Raw genomic sequence first — 22309 nt, forward strand, 5'->3', positions numbered from 1 at the left:
TAGGAACGTTTCGCCATCTCGAAGCTTGAGGTTGAAGTTGCGGTAAAGCCGCTTGCTGATCTCCCCCCTTGAGGGGGAGATGCCCGGCAGGGCAGAGGGGGGTAAAGCTCCACGGCAATCCCTTGCTTTCGTCCACACCATGTTCCAATCTCGCGGCACCGCTTCAAGCCGCGAGCATCTCAATGCCCCATGCCAAGGTCGAGCCAAAACATCGCGCGTATGCCCGGCAGATGCGAAAAGCTATGACCGATGCAGAACTGAAGTTCTGGAACGCCGTCCGCGCTCACCGCCTAGACGGCATGTCTTTCAGACGCCAGCTGCCGGTCGCCGGATATATCGTTGATTTCGCTTGCCCCTCACATAAGATCATTATCGAACTGGACGGGTTTCAGCACGCGGGCGACGTTGCGGCAGCCTATGACCAGCAGAGAACACAGACGTTCGAGGAACTTGGCTGGACAGTCCTCCGTTTCTGGAACGAGGATATCCTCAGAGACATCGACAATGTCTGTCTCCACATTATCCGAACGGTGAAGGAGGACCGACCATGACGACATATACCGGCGGATGCCAGTGCGGCGCGATCCGTTTTCGCGTCTCCGGCGAACTGAAAGACAGTTCCATCTGTCATTGCCGCATGTGCCAGAAGGCTTTCGGGGCCTATTATGCGCCGCTGGTCTCCGTACGCGACGTTGAATTCGAATGGACGCGCGGTGAGCCGAAACGCTTCCAGTCCTCCAGTGTCGTCAAGCGCGGTTTCTGCCCCGAATGCGGAACGCCGCTGACTTATGAAGCGCCTGACGGTGTGGCGGTGGCGGCCGGGGCCTTTGACGATCCCGCTGCCCTGCCGCCGACCATCCAGTGGGGCGTGGAGCGCAAGATCGATTTCGTCGACAGCCTTCACACACTGCCTGCCGTTGCCACCGAAGACGACCTGACGCAGGTGGATTACCTCGCCGATCTCGTTTCCTACCAGCATCCCGACCACGACACCGAAAACTGGCCACCGGAGAACAGATGATGAGTGAAGCGGGCTTTTCCGGCGGTTGCCAGTGTGGCGCCGTGCGTTTCCATGCGGGCAAGCTCGGCCGGGCCTCCATCTGCCATTGCCGCATGTGCCAGAAACATTTCGGCAATTTCTTCGGCGCGCTGGTCAGCGCCGATCAGGCGCATCTGACCTGGACACGCGGCCAGCCGTCTCTCTTCCGCTCCTCGGGAAAAATCCATCGCGGTTTCTGCAGCAAATGCGGCACGCCGCTGACCTATCATTATCCCGGCGGCGTGGAGATCGCCATCGGCGCCTTCGATGAACCCGAGCGGATCGAGCCGCAGGTGCAGGTCAATTTCCATAAGCGCATGCCGTGGATCGAGCAGCTGTTCGGCAAGCCGACCGTGGAGCAAGGCGTGGACGAGGCGGAGATCACCTCCTATCAGCACCCGGATCACGACACGCAGGTCTGGCCGCCGGAAGACGGTCGTGCATGAGCGAAACCGAGGGTTTCAGCGGCGGATGCCAGTGCGGCGCGGTGCGTTATCGGATAGGAGGCGGTCTTCGTTATCCGCATCTGTGCCATTGCCGCATGTGCCAGAAGGCATCGGGCAATTATTTCATGCCACTTGCCGCAAGTACGGTTACGCAGTTTGAAATGACCCGCGGCGAAGCAGCATGGTTCCAGTCCTCCGATCACGTGCGTCGCGGCTTTTGCGGCCGATGCGGCACGCCGCTGTTCTACGACATGCCGGGCGCCGATTTCATCAATATCACCCTCGGCTCGCTGGACGAGCCGCAGCGGGTAAGGCCCGAGGCGCAATCCAATCTCGCCGGCAAAATGCACTGGTTCGGCGCACTCGATGGCTTGCCGGTCGAGCCGGAACCTGCAACGGATAGCCCTCCCCCTCGGGTGAACAATTGCCAGCACCCGGACCATGATACGGCCGAATGGCCAGCGAAGGATGATGACCCATGACCGATGAATTGCGCGGCTTTTACCCCGAGATAGAACCTTTCGAGACCGGCATGCTCGATGTCGGCGACGGCCACACGATCTATTGGGAAAGGGTGGGCACACGGGGTGCGAAACCGGCGGTATTCCTGCATGGCGGTCCGGGCGGCGGGGTGAACCCCACGCATCGCCGCGTCTTCGATCCCGCCCTTTACGACGTCATCCTGTTCGACCAGCGCGGCTGCGGCCGCTCCACGCCGCATGCGGAGCTTGAAGCCAACACCACATGGCATCTCGTTGCCGATATCGAAAGGCTGCGCGAACTCTGCGGCTTCGAAAAATGGCTGGTTTTCGGCGGCTCCTGGGGCTCGACGCTGGCGCTCGCCTATGCCGAGACCCATCCCGACCGCGTCAGCGAACTGGTTCTGCGCGGCATCTACACCGTAACCAAACCGGAGCTGGACTGGTATTACCAGTTCGGCGTCTCGGAAATGTACCCCGACCGCTGGGAAAACTTCATCGCGCCGATTCCCGAGGCCGAGCGCGGCGAGATGATGCAGGCCTATAATCGCTATCTCACCGGTAAGGACGAGGCAAAGAAGCTGGAATGCGCCAAGGCATGGAGCCAGTGGGAAGGCGCAACCATCGCGCTCGTGACAGATCCGGAGCGCGTCGAGGATTTCGGCGAGGACAAATATGCCATCGCGTTTGCGCGCATCGAGAACCACTTCTTCGTCAATGGCGGCTGGCTGGAAGAAGGGCAATTGCTACGCGATGCCGGCAAACTCCGGGATATTCCCGGTGTCATCGTGCATGGACGTTACGACATGCCCTGCCCGCTGAAATATGCCTGGCAGCTGGCCAAGGCCTGGCCGAAGGCCGATTTCCATATCATCGAGGCCGCCGGACATGCCATGAGCGAACCCGGCATTCTTGACCAGCTGATCCGCGCAAACGATCGGTTCGCAGGGAAATAATCAGCTCTTTCAGTAGCTTGGAACGGCCGGATGAGACAATGATTCATGCGAATTGTCGGGCGTGGATCATCCGGCCGGTCAGGACGCCGCCTGTTTCAAGAGCAATGCGCCTTTTATTCATGCAGTTTTTCTCATGAACCCTTCACGGAAATGAATTGGCTCCCGCCACGCCGATCCGCTATGAAGGGGTTATCCGAACAATTTGGCGGTACTCCCATGGCACTCGACAAAACGCTCCCGGCCCAAGAGGGCGGCGACAGCGCGCGCGGTTTTGCTTTCGCGCTTTCCGCATATCTGCTGTGGGGGTTTCTTCCCCTCTATATGAAAGCGGTCGCGCATATTTCGCCGATCGAGGTCATCGTTCACCGCGTCATCTGGTCGGTACCGATCGCGGCGGCGGTGCTGATTGCACTCGGGCGGACAACGGAAATCAGGGCGGCGCTTAAAAACCCGAGAATGCTGGCCATGGCGAGCCTCACGGCCGCTCTCATCAGTATCAATTGGGGCGTCTATATCTGGTCGATTGGCGCCGGACGTGCGCTCGATGCGGCGCTCGGTTATTTCATCAATCCGCTGTTCAGCATCTTCCTCGGCGCAGTGCTTCTGAAGGAAAAACTTTATCCGGCGCAGATCGCCGCCATCGCTCTGGTGGCGCTTGCGGTCGCGATCCTCACCTGGCATGCTGGCAGCCTGCCATGGGTTTCCATTGTGCTGACCGTCTCCTGGGGTTTTTACGCCTTCTTCCGCAAGACATTGCCGATTGGTGCGACACAGGGCTTTCTGCTGGAAGTCATGCTGCTGTCAATCCCGGCCGTCCTGGTCATGGCATGGCTGGGCTTCAGTGGACAGGCGCATTTCATGGCTGGTAATGCGACGGATACCTGGCTTCTGGTCGCCAGCGGCCTCATCACCGCCGTTCCGCTCATTCTTTACGGCAATGGCGCGAAACTCCTGCGGCTGTCGACCATTGGCATCATGCAATACATCGCCCCGACGATGATCTTCCTGATCGCCATTTTCATCTTCAAGGAGCCTTTCGACATGGTGCGGATGGCGGCCTTTGCGATGATCTGGCTGGCGCTGGCGATCTATACCGGTTCGAGCCTGCTACGGCTCAAGCGGTAAGGAAGTACGTCGAAGTTTCTCTCCCTCATTCCTGTGCTTGTCACAGGAATGAGGGATGCCATCATAGCGCCCCTTGCAGAGGCACAGCACTCCAAGGTCAATAATCCATCAGCAATTCCGGTGCAGCGTCATAACCGAAGCGCGGCTTGACGCCGAGAAGTGCCGCCGTCTGGGTTACGATTTCGCGGATCATCGGTGCCGCGGTGGAGGCTGCCGTGCGCCCGCCGTTCTCACCCGTCTTCGGCGCATCGATCATCGAGAGCACGACATATCTCGGCTTGTGCATCGGAAAAGCGGCGACGAAACTGTTGAAGTTGATGTCCTTGGCATAACGGCCGTTGATGACCTTGTCGGCGGTGCCGGTCTTGCCGCCCACGTGAAATCCATCGACCTGCGCACGCCTGCCCGAGCCCTTGATGCCGTTCCAGTTGAAAAGATAACGCATGTCTGCGCTGGTCTTTCCGTTGATGACAGCACGGGAAAGCGCTGCGGCCTCCTCTTTGGAGCGCGACAGGAAGGTCGGCGAAATCAGGTTTCCGCCATTGATGAGCGCTGCGGCGGCAACCGCCGTCTGCAGCGGCGTGGTGGCGATGCCGTGCCCGAAGGAAATGGTGACGGAATTGATCTTCTTCCACGCCCTCGGCTGGGTGGGCATGGCGACGCCGGGCATCTCCGTTTCCATCCGCGACAGGAGCCCGAGTTTCGTCAGGAACTGCTGGTGGCCTTCGACGCCAACCATGTCGGCGACTGCCGCCGTGCCGATATTGGACGAGTATTGAAATACTTCCGGGATTGAGAGCGGGCGGTTCCTGCCCCAGAAATCCTTGATGGTGAAACCGCCAATGCGGATCGGCCGCGTCGCATCGACCACCGAATTCAGCGTGATCGCGCCTGCATCCAGACCCATGGCCAGCGTGAAGCTCTTGAAGGTGGAACCCATCTCGAAGGTGGCGTTGCTCATCCGGTTGAACCAGCCTTTTTCATACTCCCTGTCGATGCTGCCATCGGCAAGGGTGCGGGAGGGTTCGTTCGGATCGTAATCGGGCACCGAGGCCATGGCCAGCACTTCGCCCGTTTCCACATCCACGATCACCGCACCGGCCGCTTCCGCCTGATAGTCGTTTTTCGCCTTCACGACGATCTCCCGAACGATATTCTGCACCCGCAGATCGATCGACAGTTTTACCGGCTCCAGCGCCACGCCGCTTGCAAGGCCGGTTGCGCGCAGATCGGCCAGACCCTGCTGGTCGAGATAACGCTCCATGCCGGCAAGGCCCTGATTATCGACATTGACGTGGCCGATGATATGCGAGGCCGTCGGGCCACCCGGATAAAAACGCCGCTTTTCCGGCCTGAAGCCGATGCCCGGTATGCCGAGGTTCAAGATATCCGCCTGCTGCCGCGGCGTGAGCTGGCGTCGCAGCCATTGGAAGCCGCTGTCCATACGCAATCTGCGATGTGTCTCGCGCCAGTCGAGATTGGGAATGACGGTTGCGAGCTTTTCGACGACTTCATCGGCGTCCACGACCCTGCGCGGATCCGCATAGAGCGACACCATGTTGAGATCGGTCGCCAGCAACCGGCCATTGCGGTCCACAATATCGGGGCGGGATGCGACTACGGTCGCGCCGCTATTGATCCAGGCGGTCGTGACAGGTTCTGCAAAACCGTATTGAACAAGGCGCGCGGCAACCACACCATAAAGGACCGCGAAGACCGCGATGAGCAGCCCGAGCCGCATTTTCGCATCGACCCTGCGGCGGGCGGCGGAGCCGAGGATGGCCTCCCTGCTGCGCAGCGGACTTCTTTGAATAATGAAATGCGCCCGGCTTTTTAGCCGCACCACAAAAGCAATCATTTCCGATAACACCCACGCTCTTGGCGGCGAAACAAATTTCGCGGTCAACCAACGCCTTGTTGACGCTGGCACAGGATCGGTCACGGGGCCATGAAAAGAGCGGGCGGGGCAATGCCGCAGTTAAAACTGTATTAATATACACTTAAAATTATAACGAACCGCATGGCGGTCCGTTAACGTTCTTCCGCTGGGCAAAATGGATCAGAGGCGGGAGATGACCGAAGGATCGCCTTCCGGGTTCTGCTGCGCCAGCGCCCGGTCGATGATGGCGGGCACGATGTCCTTCACCTCGTCGATGACCAGCGGGTTCAGAAGATGGGCGCGGTGAATGAAGCCCTGGTCGCGCATGTGCTGCACCAGTTCCAGCATCGGGTTCCAGAAGCCGTTGATATTGGCGAAGACCATTGGCTTGGCGTGACGGCCGAGCTGCGCCCAGGTCATGATCTCGACGATCTCTTCCAGAGTGCCGACGCCGCCAGGCAGCGTCACGAAGGCATCCGAGCGCTCGAACATCATATGTTTGCGCTCATGCATGTCCTTGGTGACGACAAGCTCGTTCAATTGTCCGAGAGAATGGCGCGTCGCCTCCATATCGACCAGAAACTCCGGTATGATGCCGGTTACTTCGCCGCCATTGGAAAGAACGCCGCTGGCAACCGCACCCATGATGCCTTTGGTGCCGCCGCCATAAACGAGGCGAATGCCGTTTTCGGCAATGGATTTCCCAAGCGCGCGGCCGGCCTCCATGTGAGCCGGATCACGTCCGGGCTGGGAACCGCAATAAACGCAGATGGATCGAATCGCTGTATTTTTGTCCGTCATGAGGGGAAGGAACAATGCAGGATGCGGCGCGTCAAGAAAATTTGGGAAATCCCTTGCAAATGTGGCCTTTTGCCCACACGCCGCTTGTCTGGGGCAAGGTAAGACGCTAGCAATCTCAACTTGTGTGAAACGCTTGAAATACCCGGAGATTCCAGGATGAAAAACAATAAAGCCGGTTTGCTGGCGCTGATCGTGTTGGGGATTGCGTCCCTGCTCATGATCTTTTTCGTCCTGCCGAGGATTTCCAATGACGGCAAACCGATCGGCGACGCCATCAACGAGGCCGGCAACGCGGTGAAGAACAGCGTCGAAATGGGCAGCGACAAGGCCGGAGACATTCTGTCCGACGCCGCCCAGGAGACCGCCAATATTGCCGACAAGGTCGGGCGTCTCGCCGCTTCCGCGACCCAGTCGATCAAGGATCTGACCACGCTTTTCGCCGATAGCAAGGTTCCTTCCGACGCCGATTTCGCGACAGCGCGCAAGAAGGTCGAGGCATCGCTCAAGGAACTGACCAATATCGAAATTCCTGAAACGCTGGATGAAACCACGTCGCGGCTGATCACCACGGCCCGTTCGGCGGCCGAACGCACCACGGCCTTCCTGCGCGGCCTGCCCGACAGCGCGGCGGCGGCGGCAGCACAGGTCCGTCGCCTGGCAGGCGTTTTTGCCGGCACCGATGATGGCGCAGCCCAGCCGGCGCAACCCGTATCCACACCCGCAGCGGCCCCCGCTCCCGGCGATGCCGCCCAGGCCACGCCCGGCGCGCCGACTTTCGACGTGCTGCGCGTCGAGCCGGATGGCTCGGCCGTTGTCGCGGGCAAGGCACAGCCCGGCGCGAAGCTCGAAATTCTCAGCAACGGCAAGGTGATCGCGCAGACGACCATTGACGGCACCGGCGATTTCGCCGCCGTTTTCGACAATCCGCTGCCACCGGGCGACCATGAGTTGGTGCTGCGTTCGACCGATGCGAGCGGCAAGGCGACGCAATCGGAAGAAGTCGCAACCGTTTCCGTGCCCGAGAACAAGGCGGGCGAGCTTCTGGCCATGGTTTCCAAGCCCGGCAAGGCAAGCCGCGTGCTCGCAATGCCTGAGGCCGCACCTCCAGCCCTTCAGCCCCAGCAAGCCGCTCAATCGCAGCAGCCTGCGGCAACCTCCGAAACAGGCGCCAGCAACACGCCCGCCCCTGCTGCCGGCGTCATGGCTCCGGCCGCTGCCCCGCTGACGTCAACCGTTCAGGTCAGCGCCGTTGAATTCGAAGGGTCGAAGATTTTCGTTGCCGGTTCAGCACCTGCTGCCTCGACGGTGCGTGCGCTGGTCGATGACAGCGAAATCGGCAAGACCACCGCGGAAGCCTCCGGCCATTTCGTCATCGAGGGCGATGTCGATCTGACTGTTGGCAGCCATATCATCACCGTCGAAGAGCTGAATGCCGACGGCACGGTGAAGGTGCGCGTGCGCGTTCCTTTCGAGCGTCCGCAGACTGATCAGGCAACCGTCGCCATGCAGGCACCTCCCGCCGCCACCGCAACGGCTGCGCCGTCTGAGAACCAGAGCACAGCCAGCGACCGCGCCGCTTTCGAAAAACTGCGCACGGATATCGCCAAGGCCTTCGGCATTCTTTCCAATCTCTACAAGGATCAGGCCACACCTGCGCTCGACCAGGCGATTGCCGGCCGCTCCGCTGTGGTGATCGGCCTGAAGTCGCTCTCCGAATTCCGCACCGCTGCCGCGACCGAACCGGCCTTCACCGCCTTTGCAGGCGACATTGCCGCCAAGGCACGTCAGCTGCTGACAACGGTCGAGGCATGGCCGAACGACGTGGCGGCAATCGGCAAGGGCATCGCTTCGCTCGCAAGCCGCCTTGCCGAACTCCACATCACCGCGCCGCCCGCTCCCGCGCCGCAGGCGCCGGCCGGTCCGCAGACCTTCGAGCAGGCGCCGCTCGCCGAAAGCCAGAACAGCGTCATCATCCGCCGTGGCGATACGCTCTGGCAGATTTCGCGCCGCGTTTATGGTCAGGGCGTGCGGTACACCACGATCTACCTCGCCAATGAGGACCAGATCAAAAACCCTGACCTGATCGAGCCCGGCCAGATTTTCGGCGTGCCGAAAGAGGCGCTGCCAAATGCTGAAGAACTTCACCGCAAGCGGCTGAAGGGCGGCTCCTGAGCATTTGAAGCGTTGCGGTGAACCCGCGGCGACCCTATCTGTGACACGCGCGGCGGCTTGAGCAAAGCCGCCGTCCTGCTGTCGGCTTCCGGCAGTGACCGGAGAGAATGATGGCCACGAAGAAAAAAACCATTTCGGCGGATTCCAGCAATCCGACCCAGACGCTGATCAATCTCTGGCCCTATATGTGGCCGGAGGGCCGCTGGGACCTGAAGATGCGGGTCGTGTGGGCGACGATATTCCTTGTTGTCGCCAAGCTGGTGCTGATTGCCGTTCCCTATTTCTTCAAATGGGCGACGGATGCGCTGAATGGCAAGCTCGACATGGCAGGACTGGTCCCGGCCTTCCTGCTCGGCGCGGTCGCGCTGGTCATCGCCTATAATCTGACGCGGCTGATCCAGGTCGGCCTCAACCAGCTGCGCGATTCACTGTTTGCAAGCGTCGGCCAGCATGCGGTGCGCCAGCTCGCCTACAGAACCTTCGTGCACATGCACCGGCTTTCCCTGCGCTTCCATCTGGAGCGCAAGACCGGCGGGCTTTCGCGGGTTATCGAACGCGGCACCAAGGGCATCGAAACCATTGTCCGCTTCACCATTCTCAACACCGCGCCAACCTTCATTGAATTCCTGCTGACGGCGATCATCTTCTGGGCGTCCTACGGCTTTTCCTATGTTCTGGTCACGGTCGTCACCGTCTGGGCCTATATCTGGTTCACCGTCCGGGCCAGTAACTGGCGTATCGGCATTCGCCGCGCCATGAATGACAGCGATACGGACGCCAATACCAAGGCAATCGACTCGCTCCTGAATTTCGAGACCGTAAAATATTTCGGCAACGAGGAGATGGAGGCGAAACGCTTCGATGTCGCCATGGAGCGTTACGAAAAATCGGCGATCTCGATCTGGACCTCGCTCGGCTGGCTGAACTTCGGCCAGGGCGTGATCTTCGGTATCGGCTCCACGATAATGATGGTGATGTCGGCCCTTGCCGTGCAGCGCGGCGAACAGACCATCGGCGATTTCGTCTTCGTCAATGCCCTTCTGCTGCAGCTTTCGGTGCCGCTGAACTTCATCGGTTTCGTGTATCGCGAAATCCGCCAGGGCCTGACCGACATCGAACAGATGTTCGAGCTTCTGGAGGTCGAGGCCGAGGTCACCGACAGGCCGGATGCAAAACCGCTCGCCAGCGGACCCGGCGCGATCTCGTTCCGCGACGTGCATTTCGCCTATGATCCCGAGAGGCCGATTTTGAAGGGTGTTTCCTTCGATGTGCCGGCGGGCAAGACGGTGGCAATCGTCGGGCCTTCGGGTGCGGGAAAATCGACGATCTCGCGGCTGCTTTACCGTTTCTATGATATTCAGGAAGGCGCGGTCACCATTGACGGGCAGGATATTCGCGACGTGACGCAAAAGAGCCTGCGCTCGGTGATCGGCATGGTCCCGCAGGATACGGTGCTGTTCAACGATACGCTTTCCTACAACATCCGTTACGGCCGCCCTTCGGCGACGAATGAGGAGGTCACCGCGGCGGCGGATGCGGCGCAGATCAGCGCCTTCATCGGCAAGCTGCCGGAGGGTTACGCCACCATGGTTGGTGAGCGGGGCCTGAAGCTTTCCGGCGGCGAAAAGCAGCGCGTGGCGATAGCCAGAACCATTCTCAAGGCGCCGCCGATCCTCATCCTCGATGAGGCGACCTCGGCGCTGGACACCCATACCGAGCAGGAAATCCAGAGCGCGCTCGATATCGTCTCGAAAAACCGCACGACGCTGGTTATCGCCCACCGCCTCTCCACCGTCATCGGCGCTGACGAAATCATCGTTTTGAAGGAAGGGCTGATCGCCGAGCGCGGAACACATGCCTCGCTGATGGCGCAGAACGGGCTTTATGCCTCGATGTGGAGCCGCCAGCGCGAGGCGATCCGGGCGGAGGAGATGCTGCGCCATGTTCGCGAAACCGACGACCTTGGCGTGGTAGACCGCGGCGAACCCGCGCATTAACCGGCAGAAACCCCGGGGAACTTGGGGCGGCACGGCAACCGGGCCATTGCCGGGCGGGGCGTTTGGCTGTAACCAGCTAGGCAAAATTTGTCGTATTGCCGTAGGGATCGTGTCGTATCACGACTACATATAGACGCGGCAGACGAAAACCGGAGCAAGGAATCTCATGAATCTGTTCGACACCATTCGCAACACCATCGTACCGATCCACAAGGAAGGTTATGTCTTCGTAGCCGCCTTCTTCGTCGCATCGCTGGTGCTCGGCTGGATATCCGAACCCCTGTTCTGGGTCGGCCTCGTACTGACGGCCTGGTGCGCATACTTCTTCCGCGATCCCGAACGCGTGACGCCGCAGGATGACGACCTGATCATCAGCCCTGCCGATGGCAAGGTCTCCGCCATCCAGACCATCGTTCCGCCGCTGGAGCTGGAACTCGGCAAGGAGCCGATGGTGCGCGTCTCGGTCTTCATGAATGTTTTCAACTGCCACGTGAACCGCGCGCCGGTGCGCGGCCGCATCGTCAATGTCGCCTATCGTCCCGGTTTGTTCCTCAATGCGGAAGTGGACAAGGCCTCCGAAGACAATGAGCGCAACGGCCTCGTCATCGAGACCGCACATGGCAAGGTCGGCGTCGTGCAGATCGCCGGCATGGTTGCGCGCCGCATCGTCTGCTGGGTCAAGCCGAATGAACCAGTTGATGCCGGCGAGCGTTTCGGTCTTATCCGCTTCGGATCGCGCCTCGATATCTTCCTTCCGGAAGGTTTTCAGCCCCGCGTTTCGGTCGGCCAGACGGCGATTGCGGGTGAAACCGTGCTCGCCGAATTCGGCTCCGCCAAGGGCCCGGTCGTCAGCCGCCGCGGCTGACGAAAACAGGAAGGGCATGCGCCATGGAAACGCCGATCTCGGAGCCACAACAGAACGGAAAACATGAGGGCCGCAACGATAGCGGCCGTGGGCCGCGTCTGAGGGAAATTCCCTTTCGCCTCGTGGTTCCCAATCTCATCACCGTTCTGGCCATCTGTGCGGGCCTGAGCGGCGTGCGCCTCGCCATCGAGGGCCGCTTCGAGCTGGCCGTCGGCATGGTGCTGCTCGCCGCCTTCCTCGACGGTATCGACGGGCGCATCGCCCGCATGATGAAAGCGACCTCCAAATTCGGCGAACAGATGGACAGTCTGGCCGACATCGTCAATTTCGGCGTCGCCCCTGCCCTCGTGGTCTATGCCTATCTGCTCGATCAGGCGCGTTCGCTCGGCTGGATCGCCGCGCTCATCTATGTCATCGCCGCCGGCCTGCGCCTGGCGCGCTTCAACGTCATGATCGAGCGGCCGGTGAAGGCACCGTGGCAGAATGAATTCTTCGTCGGCGTTCCTGCGCCGATGGGCGCAATGCTGGTGCTTCTGCCCGTTTATCTCGGTTTCCTCGGTGTCGAGCCGGACAAGCCCTTCGCTTATGTCGCCGCCGCCTATACCGTGCTGATCGGTTATCTTCTCATCAGCCGCCTGCCGGTCTGGTCGGGAAAATCCGGCACCAGCCGCATTCGCCGCGATCTGGTGCTGCCGATGATCCTCGTCGTCGTGCTTTACGTGGCAATGCTGATGAGCTTCACCTGGGAGGTGCTGGTTCTGACGGTGGCCGCCTATCTCGTCTTCATTCCCATCAGCGCCCGCCTGTGGCACCGCCGTTATGGCACGCTGACGATTGAGGAAGACGCGCATGACGACGCCAATGGCGGCAACGGCCTCGATCGCGGTATTTGAAACCGCAGGTATTATTTTTCTCCCGCGAACCAGCGTTTGACGTGACGCAAAATGTCGCAGCCCGAAAAGCGGGCTTAGTCTTCTTTCGCCTCGAATCCGTCAAGATTACCCACGAAAGAAGTGGCTCACACGTATCGAAACGGCGATTGACGTGAATTGTGGAGAAAGAGAAATGACGAACGAGACGAAGGCGCAGCCGCAGGCGAAGCCCGACCTCAAGAGCCACTACCGACCGCTCGGACTGAAGGCCGTTGCGGCCGCAGCCCTGATGCTGAAGCGCAAACCCGCCGCCAAAACCGCCTGAAAACATTCGCTTTTCTTAAAAGCACACCATCCAGGGCCTGGCAGGACTTGCGATGGCAACGGTCAATCCGAAAAACATCCGGATAAATGTGCGGCGCTAATATTAGCGCCGTCTCCATTTGTGCGGCCCCCATCGAGAACCGCATGAAACCGGCCTGTTTCATAAAATTTCCCAATCCGTAACGAAGCTGCAACGAAAACGAAGTAAAGTATTCGACTTCCACGGGACGACTGTACGGATAGTCTCGCATCGATTACTGAGCATCAAAAAATTTTCTACTTTAGCGATTCTTCCTGCTACAGCGAACAAGGCCGATTTTCGATGCCGTTGACAGGCGGTATCGGACCAATTCGGATGTTGCGGGAAAAACAACGAAGACGGGCCATGGGGGGCTTCATACGGCATGCAGGATAAAATCCTTCTGATTGAAGATTCCGTTGCTCTTTCCATGCTGCTGAAGTCGCGGCTTTCGGAGGAAACGGCAGCCGAAGTGATCCATTGTGACAGCATGGCGCAGGCCGATATCCTGCTGCGCGCCCATGATTTCACGCTGGCACTGACCGGTCTCAATCTGCCCGATGCGCCGAAGGGTGAAATTCTCGCACTTCTTGCCGACCACAAGGTACCGGCGATCGTCTTTACCGCAACGGTGGATGAAGAGGCGCGCAAGCGCTACGCCGAAAAGAAGATCATCGACTACATCGTCAAGGATGGCCATCGCACCGTTGATGCCGTGGTGAAAACGGTCGACCGGATTTTGACCAACAGGCTGTTTTCCGTGCTGGTGGTGGATGATGCGCGCACCGCGCGCTCGGGCCTCGTGGAAATTCTCGAGCGGCAGAATTTCAGGGTCAGCGAGGCTCATTCGGGTAAGCGAGCGCTGGAAATCCTGTCGCAGGATCCATCGATCCAGCTTGTCATCACCGACTACCATATGCCTGACATGGACGGCTATGAATTGACGCGCCGCATCCGCGACAGCAGTTCTTCGGAAGACCTGCGGGTCATCGGCATCTCGTCCTCCACGGACCGGCTGCTTTCGGCAAGCTTTCTCAAGGCCGGGGCGTCGGATTTCGTCTACCGCCCCTTTGTGCCGGAAGAATTGCAGTGCCGTATCGACAACAATATCGAAACGCTGAAACAGCTCAAACGCCTGCGCGAACTGGCCGAGCGGGACCATCTGACCGGTCTGCCGAACCGTCGCTCCTTCTTCGAGCGTACGCGGGCGCTGATGGACGTCATCAACGACAATGACGAGAACGGCGCGGTCGCCATTCTCGACATCGACCATTTCAAGAAGATCAACGACACGCTGGGGCATGATGCCGGCGACAGGGCGCTGAAGAAGCTTGCCGAACTGCTGCACGACATGTGCCATGAGCAGCGCCACATTCCCGCGCGCCTTGGCGGCGAGGAATTCGCCGTGTTCCTGCGCGGGCTCAACGCGCGGGCGGCCTATCAGTTCTGCGAGGAGCTGCGCGGCGCCGTCGAAAAGAACGGTCGCCAGCTGAGCGGCAGCAGCCTGGCGCTGACGATTTCGCTCGGCGTCGTGGAAATCGAAAAGGGCGAACCCTTCGACAACCAGCTCAATGCCGCAGACCAGCTGCTCTATCTCGCCAAGGCGAACGGCCGCAACCGCGTCTATTCCGACATCATGATTCAGGAAGGCCTGCAGAAAATCGGGCGGAACGGCTGAGGCCCTCCACTCGTCAGAACAGCGACATCTGCCCCTCATCCTTCACCGGCTTGATTTTTACCAGCGGCACGCTTTCCGGCACCGGTTCAATGAGGTCAGCGCCGATATTGGCGACCTTGTTGACCTTGTCCGACACCGGGATCATCTCGAAAAAATCATCCTGAACCGGCCGCATCAGATCGGCTACGTCGCGGGGCTCCTGCGTCTTGCAATCCAGCCAGCGGCTGAAATCCTCGGGCGCAATCACCACCGGCATCCGGTCGTGGATGCGGCCGATCGCGGCATTGGCGGCGGTGGTGAGGATCGCGCCGGTGTCGACCTCTGATCCGTCAGCGGAAGACCAGGTCTCCATGAGGCCGGCGAAAGCGACGATGCCGCCGCTTTTCGGGCGGATGAAATAGGGCTGGGGCCTGCCGCCCTCCTCCTTGGGTGGGCGTCGCCATTCGTAAAAGCCGGTTGCGGGCACAAGCACGCGGCGATGGCGCATGGCGGCGCGGAAGGATGCCTTGCCGATGGCCGTTTCCGAGCGCGCATTGATGAGCAGCGGAAAATCCTTAGGGTCCTTGACCCAGCCGGGCATAAAGCCCCAGCGCACCAGCATGGCCCGCCGGTTGGGCAGGTTGCTGCCGCGCTCCTGCCGCTCGCCCTCCAGCACGATCAGGATGGGCTGGGTGGGCGCGATATTGAAGCGGGCGGGAAAATCTTCAAGGCCGATCAGGTCGAGATAATCGGCGATCTCTTCTGGCGTCGCTTTCAGAACGAAACGTCCGCACATGCTTGTCTCCTCAGGCGCGCGGGCCGAATAGAATGATGGCAGTGCCGGCAAGGCAGACGACCCCGCCGGCGATATCCCACTTGTCCGGCACATGCCCTTCCACGCCCCAGAGCCAGAAAAGCGACGCGGCGATATAGATCCCGCCATAAGCGGCATAGGCCCGGCCCGCCGCCTCGGTCGGCACCAGTGTCAGAAGCCAGGCAAAAGCGGCCAGCGCGAGCATGCCCGGCAGCAATATCCATCCCGTCTTGCCGAGTTTCAGCCAGGCCCAGAAGGAAAAGCAGCCGGCAATTTCCGCGAGCGCCGCCAGGGCATAAATAAGATAGACCTTCATTCCACCGTCTTCTGCGTGCACAATCCAATCGATTCCGGACTATAACATCGGCGCAGAAAGCGGAATCGATTTTTGTGCGGCGCAACTTCGGCTCCCCGGGTTCATGCGCCCAATAGAGACTGGCCCAGAGGGCTGAAACAGGCGACCCATTCAATGACCCTTCGTATCAAGCCCCGCCCCGCTTCTTCCGCCATCGTCAGAAACGGAGACCGGCTGCTTCTCGTGCGCCGCATCAATCCGCCTTCCAAGGACATGTTCGCCTTTCCGGGCGGGCGCGGCGAAGAGGGGGAAACGCCGGCCGAGACGGCGCTTCGCGAACTTCACGAGGAAACCGGTATCCTTGCGCGCAAGCCGCAACTGTTCGCGACCTATGATCTGCCGTCCCACGATGGGCAAGGCGTACTGACGAGCCACTATTTCCTCTCCGTCTTCACCGTGGAAACGGATGAAGACCCGGAGGTGACGGCAGCCGACGATGCGGCGGATGCGGGCTGGTACACATTGGCGGAAATCCGCCGGTTGCCGGCGCCGGAAAGCGTCGTCGAATGCGCGGAGCGTCTGCTTGCATGATTGCCAGGCGGCCAGAATCGCGATTATTTAGGAATAATCCGCCCGCCGGGTGTTCACGAGTATGTGTGGGGCAGAATAGAATTTTGATGCGGCAAACCATTTTCCTGTCTCTTTTACTGACCATGCTGGCCGTGGCCGGGCTGGAAGGCGTCGCTTACGCGCAGCCTTCCAACGCCATTTCCAAGGAGGCACGCCCCCCGGAAGCGCAGCCCCCCAAACCCGCCCCCTATGACGACAGGCTGGCCCGGTTGTCCGAGATACTGGGCGCGGTGCAATATTTGAGAACCCTGTGCCCCTCCTCCGGTCCAGAGGACTGGCGCAGATCCATGAGCGATCTTCTGGCTGCGGACACAGCCAACGAGCCCGAGCGGCGTCAGCGCATGACGGCTGCATTCAACCGTGGATACCGCTCCTTTGCGGCCATCCACACCAGTTGCACACGCGCCGCTGTCATGGCAGAAGAGAGCTACCGTAACGAAGGGGCAACACTTGCTCAGGAAATCGCGTCCAGGTTCGGAAATTAGCGGTTTATTAACCTCTTTTCGCCGCAGGCCGTGCCGTTTTGATAAAAGACTGATAGTGTTGTTAACAGGGTGGTAAGGACTTGCCCGCCCTGTCGAGGATGAAAAATGCAGACGAGCCGTAACGAAATCGACGACATGATCGTGCATGAAAAGATGCAGGTCGCTCTGGAACACCAGAACGAGGCATGGGCTGACGGCATGGCCGACGGCATCGAGCCGGAGATCATCGCCGATGCCGCAATCGCTCTGGCCATGCGCGAAACCATTCGCATGCATGGCGAGGCCGGCGCTGAAGCAATGCTGGAATCGCTGCGCCAGCGCATGCTTGAAGGCGAATTTTCTCCGCAGCGGGTGATACAGTAAAGCAGGGGTCTATCATGTCTTGCCTGAGCAAGGGGCTTTTGCGCTCTTCCGCCATGCTGTCCATCCTGCTTGCCCTGACCGCGGGGTCCATTGGCTTGCCAAGCCGTGCCCTTGCCCTTTCCGAGCTGAAACCGGCGCAAAATACCGAAAGCGAGCCGCAGGCCCAAAACGGCGGAGAGCCGCAGCAGCCCCAGCCGCCGGAGCCGGATGAGATCGAAGGTGATTCGGAAGGTATTCCCCTGCCCGATCCGCTGGTCGACCGTTCCGCCGGTCAGGCAAACCAGAAGCCCGCCACCCCGGACAATTCCCCTGAAATGTCCGTCGTGATCGAGCATGACATTTCCAAGGCGCCGGAAGCCGTGCGCAAGCTGCGCCAGGAGATCATGGACGCGGCCGCATCTGGCGATATTGAAAAATTGCGACCCTTCATCGCGGCCGGCCAGAAGGAATTCCGCATAGACGGCAATGACGGCGAAGACCCAATCGCGGCGCTGAAAAGCTATTCGGGCGATCCCGACGGCCTTGAGGTGATGGCGATCATCATCGACCTGCTGTCGACCGGTTATGCCCATGTCGACGCCGGTACGCCCGATGAAGCCTATGTTTTCCCCTATTTCGCCGGCAAGCCGCTCAATACGTTGACCGCACCGGAAAAGGTGGAGCTTCTGCGCATCATTACGGCGGGCGATCTGGCGGATATGCAGGAATACGGCAATTACAGCTTTTACCGCATCGGCATCTCGCCTGATGGCAAGTGGAAGTTCTTCACCGCCGGCGATTGATCGCATCGCGGCGCTTGCCGTTCTTTTGTAAAAATCCTAACTGTGCGGAATGAGCATTCTGGCAAAAGCGCGGTCGCGTTGTTGCCGTGATGTGTGAAGCAATCGAGGGAGCATTTCTAAGATTCGTTTTCAAAGTGAACGACACGAGGATTGAGATTGACGCGGCCAGCTCTAGGTTTGCTGCGGTTCTTAAGTTTCCTTCTCCCGTCATTCCGGCCTTGAGCCGGAATCCAGCCAGCCCAGGTCCTTGGGCTGAAAGGAGCCCTCCCGCCGCGCCGACGCGCGTGGACTGGATTCAGGCCCCAGGCTGGAATGACGGAGACAGCGAGCCTTTTCGACGACCGTAAGCCCTGCGCTTGCCGGACCAATCTTGGACTTCGCGCCATACACTGTAAAAGGTTTCGACCAGATGCGCTCGATGAACCGAATGGTGACGCCATGCCTTCCGCCTTTCTTGCCGACCGCCGCCTGATCAGAGTTTCCGGCACGGGTGCCGAGGAGTTTCTGAACAATCTCATTACGGCCGATGTTGAAAATCTGCCGCAGGGAGAAGCCCGCGCCTCGGCACTTCTGACGCCGCAGGGCAAGATCCTGTTCGATTTCCTGATCGCGCGCGATGGGTCGGACTATCTGATCGAAACGGGTGCGGCTGAACTGGATGCGCTGCTGCGCCGCCTTACCATGTACAAGCTGCGCGCGCCCGTCGATCTCAAGGCCGAGCCTGTAGAAGGTGTGAGCCTGTTCTGGAATGAGAGCGCGCCTGAAGCGGGCGTGAAGGACGGCCGTTTTGCCAAGGCCGGTATCAATCTTTTCCGCGTGCCGGGCGCATCGGCCTCCGGCGATGCCGCTGCCTACGATGCGCTTCGCATCGAACACGGAATTGCCGAATCCGGCCGGGATTACGCGCTGCAGGATGCCTTTCCCCACGACGTGCTGATGGATGTGAATGACGGCGTCTCCTTCAAAAAGGGCTGCTTCGTCGGTCAGGAGGTCGTCTCGCGCATGAAACATCGTGGCACGGCAAGACGGCGCGTCGTCACCGTTGCGGGTGAACGCGAACTTCCCGCTACCGGGACGGACATCACCGCCAACGGAAAACCGGTGGGCACGCTTGGAACCGTTAGCGGCACCAAAGCGCTTGCCATCGTGCGGATCGACCGTATTGCCGATGCGCTGGCATCCGGCACACCGCTTCTTGCGGACGATATCACTGTCTCCGTGACCCTCCCGGTCTGGAGCGGCATTTCCTTCCCGACAGTCGATCCGGCGCAGGCGGAGGAATAAGCGTGGCGCCCGCAAAAAGTCCGCGCGCCTGGCAGCGCATGCTTTCCGGGCGGCGTCTCGACCTGCTCGACCCTTCGCCGCTTGACGTGGAAATCGCCGATATCGCCCATGGCCTTGCCCGCGTCGCCCGCTGGAACGGCCAGACCCGCGGCGATCACGCCTTTTCCGTCGCACAGCACTGCCTCATCGTCGAAACGATCTTCTGCCGGATGTGCGCGGGTGCCACGCCCGATGACATGCAGATGGCGCTTCTGCATGACGCGCCGGAATATGTCATCGGCGATATGATCTCGCCGTTCAAATCGGTCGTCGGCGGCGGTTACAAAACCGTGGAGAAGAGACTGGAGGCCGCCGTGCATCTGCGCTTCGGCCTGCCGCCGCATGCCTCGCGTGAATTGAAGGACCGCATCAAGAAGGCCGATACGGTTGCCGCCTTTTTCGAGGCGACGGAGCTTGCCGGCTTTTCCATCGCCGAGGCGCAGAAATTCTTCGGCCTGCCGCGCGGCATCACCCGCGACATGTTCGATATTACCCCCCTTCCCTCGACGGAGGCGCAGTCGCTGTTCGTCAAACGTTTCGAGGCGATCGAAGCGCTGCGGGCCGGGAAGACGGGTGACGTGACATGACGGCCATCGTCGTATCGCCGCTATCGCGGATCGCGGAAATGGCCGTGAAGCACAAGGCCCGCGAAATGGTGACGCTGATCGCCAAGGAGCAGACCTTTCACCGCCCGGCCGTGATTGCCGCAGAGCGGCACCTCACACTCGCCATGAACGACATCGCCTTCAAGGGCACGGGCGATCTTATCGCGCCCGATGATGCGCATGTGCTGCGACTGATCGATTTCGCACGCGAATGGGATCAATCCGCACCGCTTCTCATCCATTGCTGGATGGGCGTGTCGCGCTCGCCCGCCGCCGCCGTCATTGCGGCGCTGAGCCTCTATCCGGATCAGGACGAGATGGCGCTTGCACTCAGCCTTCGCGCCGCCTCGCCCTATGCGACGCCCAATGCCCGTATCATCGCCATTGGCGACCGGCTGCTCGGGCGGGACGGCAGGCTGGTCAAGGCAATCAAGTCAATCGGCAGAGGCGCGGATACGGATGGCAACGTGCCGTTCGTATTGCCGCTCGGTGCCTGAAAGCATCCATTTTTGCGGAACCCGGGCGGCATCCGTTCGTTAGCAACCCTGAACAGCAATGAAAATCACGGGATAATTCATGGAACAACAGGCAACCGATATCATCGTCGCATCGCAGGCGGCGGTTCGACAGGCGAGCGCGCTTGCGGTGCAATATTCCTTCTCGATCGTCGGCGCGCTTCTGCTGCTCATCGTCGGCTGGCTGGCCGCCACATTCCTGCAGCGCTGGGCTTTTCAGGGCCTGTCGCGCATCCGTGGTTTCGATGCGACGCTTGCCGGTTTCTTCGCGGGCGCCATTCGTTACGTGGTGCTCATTCTGGTGCTGGTTATGGTACTCGGCCAGTTCGGGGTGCAGACGGCCTCTATCCTCGCCGCGCTCGGCGCCGCCGGTCTCGCCATCGGCCTTGCGTTGCAGGGCACGCTGCAGAACATTGCCGCCGGCATCATGCTTCTGGTGCTGCGCCCCTTCCGGGTCGGCGAATATATCGAGACCAGCTCGGTCAGCGGTACGGTTGTGGAAATCGGGCTGTTTGCGACCGAGCTTAAAACCAGCGACGGGCTGTATCGCCTCGCGCCCAATTCCACGCTGTGGAACGTGCCGATCACCAATTACAGCCGCTTCCCTTCACGCCGCCACGAACTGAGCCTGACGGTCAAGAATGACGAGGATCTGTCCGCCGCTCAGGACATGCTGATGCGCGTGGTGCGTTCGGAAAGCCGTGTGCTGCTCGACCCCGCACCCGTCACTTTCGTGGATTCGGTCACCACTGACAGCGCCACAGTCAAATTACGCTACTGGGTGCGCAGCGACAATTACTTCGCGACGACGCGTGAGGTGACAAAGGCGATGAAGCTCGCTTTCGACGAGCGCAAAGCGGAAGTGAACGCGCAACCCGCTTGAGGACCGCGCTCCCTGACTTAGTGTTAGACGCTTCTCCAAACATGAAGGCCGGCGCTCAGCCGGCCTTTTGCGTTTTCAGATACCGCCCTTGCATCTGCAGACGGACGTGTTTATACGATGAACTGTAATGTTATTACATAACTTATTTTTCGCTTTACAGACACACAAGGGCCAGAAGAATGCAAAAAACGATCACCCGCGTCACCGGCGCGCTTGCAATCGGTTCCATGCTGTTGATGACAGCCTCGGCACTGGCGGCCGGCAAAGACAAGGCTTCCTCCGCTCATAGCCACGACCACAGCCATGGCCAGACCGAAGCCGAAAAGCAGATATACAAGGGTTATTTCGAGGATGCCCAGGTGAAGCCACGCACGCTTTCCGACTGGGAAGGCGACTGGCAATCGGTCTACCCCTATCTGCTGAACGGCTCCCTCGATCCGGTCATGGCGGAAAAGGCGGCGCATGGTGACAAGAGCGCCGAGGAATATCGCGCCTATTACGAGATCGGCTACAAGACCGACGTCAATCGCATCGTCATCAAGGGTAACAGCTTCTCCTTCTATCGCGGAGCCAAGCCCGTTGAGGCTACCTATGCCGCCGACGGCTACGAAATCCTGACCTACAAGAAGGGCAATCGCGGTGTCAGGTACATTTTCAAGAAGACCATTGGAGATGCCGCAGCTCCGCAATTCGTCCAGTTCAGCGACCACACCATCGCGCCTGCCAAGGCCGGCCATTACCACCTTTATTGGGGCAATGACCGCAAGGCGCTGCTCGACGAGGTGACCAATTGGCCAACCTATTATCCCTTCATGATGGACGGTCCCGAGATCATGAAAGAAATGGCGGCGCACTAAGCCCTTTGCAGGCATGGCGTTTCCGCCAGAAGCGAGCGCGTGAGGTTTTCGCCTTCTCCCCGAGGGGGAGAAGGTCGCGGCAGCGGGATGAGGGGGCAAGGGTCGAGATATTCGGCAACATTGCCC

The 22309-nt window shown here is 60.2% G+C and carries 25 protein-coding genes; 21 read left to right on the forward strand and 4 right to left on the reverse strand.

What is annotated here, in order from left to right:
- The first annotated feature begins 182 nt into the window (after positions 1–182).
- The 6 genes from OK142_RS03505 (at position 183) to rarD (ending at position 4045) form a co-directional block, all read left to right on the forward strand.
- On the forward strand, positions 183–551 hold the full coding sequence (locus OK142_RS03505; RefSeq protein ID WP_498681722.1) for an endonuclease domain-containing protein: 369 nt from the start codon (positions 183–185) through the stop codon (positions 549–551).
- Complete coding sequence (locus tag OK142_RS03510; protein WP_498681082.1) at positions 548–1021, forward strand: GFA family protein; 474 nt, start codon at positions 548–550, stop codon at positions 1019–1021. The genes OK142_RS03505 and OK142_RS03510 overlap by 4 nt, the downstream gene beginning before the upstream one ends.
- Positions 1021–1485 (forward strand): GFA family protein, encoded by a 465-nt coding sequence (locus tag OK142_RS03515; protein WP_313609542.1) that lies wholly within the window; start codon positions 1021–1023, stop codon positions 1483–1485. Before OK142_RS03510 ends, OK142_RS03515 begins: the two co-directional genes overlap by 1 nt.
- Entirely contained in the window at positions 1482–1967 is a 486-nt protein-coding gene (locus OK142_RS03520) for a GFA family protein (protein WP_498681083.1), read from the forward strand. The genes OK142_RS03515 and OK142_RS03520 overlap by 4 nt, the downstream gene beginning before the upstream one ends.
- Positions 1964–2920, forward strand: a complete 957-nt coding sequence (gene pip, locus OK142_RS03525) for a prolyl aminopeptidase (RefSeq protein ID WP_498681086.1) — start codon at positions 1964–1966, stop codon at positions 2918–2920. The genes OK142_RS03520 and pip overlap by 4 nt, the downstream gene beginning before the upstream one ends.
- 216 nt (positions 2921–3136) lie before the next feature.
- On the forward strand, positions 3137–4045 hold the full coding sequence (rarD, locus tag OK142_RS03530) for an EamA family transporter RarD (RefSeq protein ID WP_498681088.1): 909 nt from the start codon (positions 3137–3139) through the stop codon (positions 4043–4045).
- A gap of 97 nt (positions 4046–4142) precedes the next feature.
- Here the strand turns inward: rarD and OK142_RS03535 are convergent, their stop codons facing one another.
- Both OK142_RS03535 and OK142_RS03540 read right to left on the reverse strand, forming a co-directional pair.
- Positions 4143–5903 carry a peptidoglycan D,D-transpeptidase FtsI family protein gene (locus OK142_RS03535; RefSeq protein WP_498681090.1) on the reverse strand — a complete coding sequence of 587 codons (1761 nt, stop codon included), beginning with the start codon at positions 5901–5903 and terminating at the stop codon, positions 4143–4145.
- Between the two features lie 201 nt (positions 5904–6104).
- On the reverse strand, positions 6105–6725 hold the full coding sequence (locus OK142_RS03540) for an LOG family protein (protein ID WP_065115288.1): 621 nt from the start codon (positions 6723–6725) through the stop codon (positions 6105–6107).
- A gap of 156 nt (positions 6726–6881) precedes the next feature.
- Between OK142_RS03540 and OK142_RS03545 the strand changes: the two genes are divergently transcribed.
- From OK142_RS03545 to OK142_RS03570, 6 genes are all read left to right on the forward strand, one after another.
- Complete coding sequence (locus OK142_RS03545; RefSeq protein ID WP_498681092.1) at positions 6882–8897, forward strand: LysM peptidoglycan-binding domain-containing protein; 2016 nt, start codon at positions 6882–6884, stop codon at positions 8895–8897.
- Positions 8898–9007: 110 nt separating this feature from the next.
- Positions 9008–10894: an ABCB family ABC transporter ATP-binding protein/permease gene (locus tag OK142_RS03550; protein WP_498681094.1), complete on the forward strand. Its 1887-nt coding sequence runs from the start codon at positions 9008–9010 to the stop codon at positions 10892–10894.
- 166 nt (positions 10895–11060) lie between these two features.
- Positions 11061–11759: a phosphatidylserine decarboxylase gene (locus tag OK142_RS03555; RefSeq protein ID WP_498681096.1), complete on the forward strand. Its 699-nt coding sequence runs from the start codon at positions 11061–11063 to the stop codon at positions 11757–11759.
- 23 nt (positions 11760–11782) lie between these two features.
- Entirely contained in the window at positions 11783–12652 is an 870-nt protein-coding gene (pssA, locus tag OK142_RS03560; protein WP_498681097.1) for a CDP-diacylglycerol--serine O-phosphatidyltransferase, read from the forward strand.
- Positions 12653–12824: 172 nt separating this feature from the next.
- Positions 12825–12956, forward strand: coding sequence for a hypothetical protein (locus OK142_RS03565; RefSeq protein ID WP_004440985.1), 132 nt, complete (start codon positions 12825–12827; stop codon positions 12954–12956).
- Between the two features lie 403 nt (positions 12957–13359).
- Positions 13360–14652, forward strand: a complete 1293-nt coding sequence (locus OK142_RS03570; protein WP_003496884.1) for a GGDEF domain-containing response regulator — start codon at positions 13360–13362, stop codon at positions 14650–14652.
- A gap of 13 nt (positions 14653–14665) precedes the next feature.
- Here OK142_RS03570 and OK142_RS03575 read toward each other — a convergent pair whose 3' ends face one another.
- Together OK142_RS03575 and OK142_RS03580 are read right to left on the reverse strand one after the other, a co-directional pair.
- On the reverse strand, positions 14666–15427 hold the full coding sequence (locus OK142_RS03575; protein WP_498681099.1) for an SOS response-associated peptidase: 762 nt from the start codon (positions 15425–15427) through the stop codon (positions 14666–14668).
- A 10-nt stretch (positions 15428–15437) separates the two neighbouring features.
- Positions 15438–15761, reverse strand: coding sequence for a YnfA family protein (locus OK142_RS03580; protein WP_216331064.1), 324 nt, complete (start codon positions 15759–15761; stop codon positions 15438–15440).
- Between the two features lie 153 nt (positions 15762–15914).
- Between OK142_RS03580 and OK142_RS03585 the strand changes: the two genes are divergently transcribed.
- The 9 genes from OK142_RS03585 (at position 15915) to OK142_RS03625 (ending at position 22183) form a co-directional block, all read left to right on the forward strand.
- A complete protein-coding gene (locus OK142_RS03585) occupies positions 15915–16331 on the forward strand; it encodes an NUDIX hydrolase (RefSeq protein ID WP_216331063.1) in 417 nt (138 codons plus the stop codon).
- Between the two features lie 83 nt (positions 16332–16414).
- Positions 16415–16855: a TIGR02301 family protein gene (locus tag OK142_RS03590; RefSeq protein WP_498681100.1), complete on the forward strand. Its 441-nt coding sequence runs from the start codon at positions 16415–16417 to the stop codon at positions 16853–16855.
- A gap of 105 nt (positions 16856–16960) precedes the next feature.
- A complete protein-coding gene (locus OK142_RS03595) occupies positions 16961–17218 on the forward strand; it encodes a hypothetical protein (protein WP_003496894.1) in 258 nt (85 codons plus the stop codon).
- Positions 17219–17232: 14 nt separating this feature from the next.
- Positions 17233–18000, forward strand: a complete 768-nt coding sequence (locus OK142_RS03600; RefSeq protein WP_498681103.1) for a hypothetical protein — start codon at positions 17233–17235, stop codon at positions 17998–18000.
- Positions 18001–18438: 438 nt separating this feature from the next.
- On the forward strand, positions 18439–19284 hold the full coding sequence (ygfZ, locus tag OK142_RS03605; protein WP_498681104.1) for a CAF17-like 4Fe-4S cluster assembly/insertion protein YgfZ: 846 nt from the start codon (positions 18439–18441) through the stop codon (positions 19282–19284).
- A gap of 2 nt (positions 19285–19286) precedes the next feature.
- Positions 19287–19910 carry a YfbR-like 5'-deoxynucleotidase gene (locus OK142_RS03610; RefSeq protein ID WP_164056201.1) on the forward strand — a complete coding sequence of 208 codons (624 nt, stop codon included), beginning with the start codon at positions 19287–19289 and terminating at the stop codon, positions 19908–19910.
- Entirely contained in the window at positions 19907–20425 is a 519-nt protein-coding gene (locus OK142_RS03615; protein ID WP_003496901.1) for a tyrosine phosphatase family protein, read from the forward strand. Before OK142_RS03610 ends, OK142_RS03615 begins: the two co-directional genes overlap by 4 nt.
- 79 nt (positions 20426–20504) lie before the next feature.
- Positions 20505–21326, forward strand: a complete 822-nt coding sequence (locus OK142_RS03620) for a mechanosensitive ion channel family protein (RefSeq protein WP_082184029.1) — start codon at positions 20505–20507, stop codon at positions 21324–21326.
- 179 nt (positions 21327–21505) lie between these two features.
- A complete protein-coding gene (locus tag OK142_RS03625; protein WP_498681106.1) occupies positions 21506–22183 on the forward strand; it encodes a ZinT family metal-binding protein in 678 nt (225 codons plus the stop codon).
- Positions 22184–22309: the final 126 nt, after the last annotated feature.

Source organism: Agrobacterium sp. BT-220-3 (genome assembly GCF_025910175.1).
Taxonomy (GTDB): Bacteria; Pseudomonadota; Alphaproteobacteria; order Rhizobiales; family Rhizobiaceae; genus Agrobacterium; species Agrobacterium oryzihabitans.

Excerpts from the sequence above, each read along its gene's own strand:
- OK142_RS03615 (WP_003496901.1), top strand. The coding sequence starts at position 19,907 with ATGACGGCCATCGTCGTATCGCCGCTATCGCGGATCGCGGAAATGGCC.
- OK142_RS03595 (WP_003496894.1), top strand. The coding sequence starts at position 16,961 with ATGCAGACGAGCCGTAACGAAATCGACGACATGATCGTGCATGAAAAG.
- OK142_RS03535 (WP_498681090.1), bottom strand. The coding sequence starts at position 5,903 with ATGATTGCTTTTGTGGTGCGGCTAAAAAGCCGGGCGCATTTCATTATT.
- OK142_RS03520 (WP_498681083.1), top strand. The coding sequence starts at position 1,482 with ATGAGCGAAACCGAGGGTTTCAGCGGCGGATGCCAGTGCGGCGCGGTG.
- OK142_RS03555 (WP_498681096.1), top strand. The coding sequence starts at position 11,061 with ATGAATCTGTTCGACACCATTCGCAACACCATCGTACCGATCCACAAG.
- OK142_RS03580 (WP_216331064.1), bottom strand. The coding sequence starts at position 15,761 with ATGAAGGTCTATCTTATTTATGCCCTGGCGGCGCTCGCGGAAATTGCC.
- OK142_RS03570 (WP_003496884.1), top strand. The coding sequence starts at position 13,360 with ATGCAGGATAAAATCCTTCTGATTGAAGATTCCGTTGCTCTTTCCATG.
- ygfZ (WP_498681104.1), top strand. The coding sequence starts at position 18,439 with ATGCCTTCCGCCTTTCTTGCCGACCGCCGCCTGATCAGAGTTTCCGGC.
- pssA (WP_498681097.1), top strand. The coding sequence starts at position 11,783 with ATGGAAACGCCGATCTCGGAGCCACAACAGAACGGAAAACATGAGGGC.
- OK142_RS03625 (WP_498681106.1), top strand. The coding sequence starts at position 21,506 with ATGCAAAAAACGATCACCCGCGTCACCGGCGCGCTTGCAATCGGTTCC.
- rarD (WP_498681088.1), top strand. The coding sequence starts at position 3,137 with ATGGCACTCGACAAAACGCTCCCGGCCCAAGAGGGCGGCGACAGCGCG.
- OK142_RS03600 (WP_498681103.1), top strand. The coding sequence starts at position 17,233 with ATGTCTTGCCTGAGCAAGGGGCTTTTGCGCTCTTCCGCCATGCTGTCC.
- OK142_RS03565 (WP_004440985.1), top strand. The coding sequence starts at position 12,825 with ATGACGAACGAGACGAAGGCGCAGCCGCAGGCGAAGCCCGACCTCAAG.
- OK142_RS03620 (WP_082184029.1), top strand. The coding sequence starts at position 20,505 with ATGGAACAACAGGCAACCGATATCATCGTCGCATCGCAGGCGGCGGTT.
- OK142_RS03585 (WP_216331063.1), top strand. The coding sequence starts at position 15,915 with ATGACCCTTCGTATCAAGCCCCGCCCCGCTTCTTCCGCCATCGTCAGA.
- OK142_RS03505 (WP_498681722.1), top strand. The coding sequence starts at position 183 with ATGCCCCATGCCAAGGTCGAGCCAAAACATCGCGCGTATGCCCGGCAG.
- OK142_RS03550 (WP_498681094.1), top strand. The coding sequence starts at position 9,008 with ATGGCCACGAAGAAAAAAACCATTTCGGCGGATTCCAGCAATCCGACC.
- OK142_RS03545 (WP_498681092.1), top strand. The coding sequence starts at position 6,882 with ATGAAAAACAATAAAGCCGGTTTGCTGGCGCTGATCGTGTTGGGGATT.
- OK142_RS03515 (WP_313609542.1), top strand. The coding sequence starts at position 1,021 with ATGAGTGAAGCGGGCTTTTCCGGCGGTTGCCAGTGTGGCGCCGTGCGT.
- pip (WP_498681086.1), top strand. The coding sequence starts at position 1,964 with ATGACCGATGAATTGCGCGGCTTTTACCCCGAGATAGAACCTTTCGAG.
- OK142_RS03510 (WP_498681082.1), top strand. The coding sequence starts at position 548 with ATGACGACATATACCGGCGGATGCCAGTGCGGCGCGATCCGTTTTCGC.
- OK142_RS03540 (WP_065115288.1), bottom strand. The coding sequence starts at position 6,725 with ATGACGGACAAAAATACAGCGATTCGATCCATCTGCGTTTATTGCGGT.
- OK142_RS03575 (WP_498681099.1), bottom strand. The coding sequence starts at position 15,427 with ATGTGCGGACGTTTCGTTCTGAAAGCGACGCCAGAAGAGATCGCCGAT.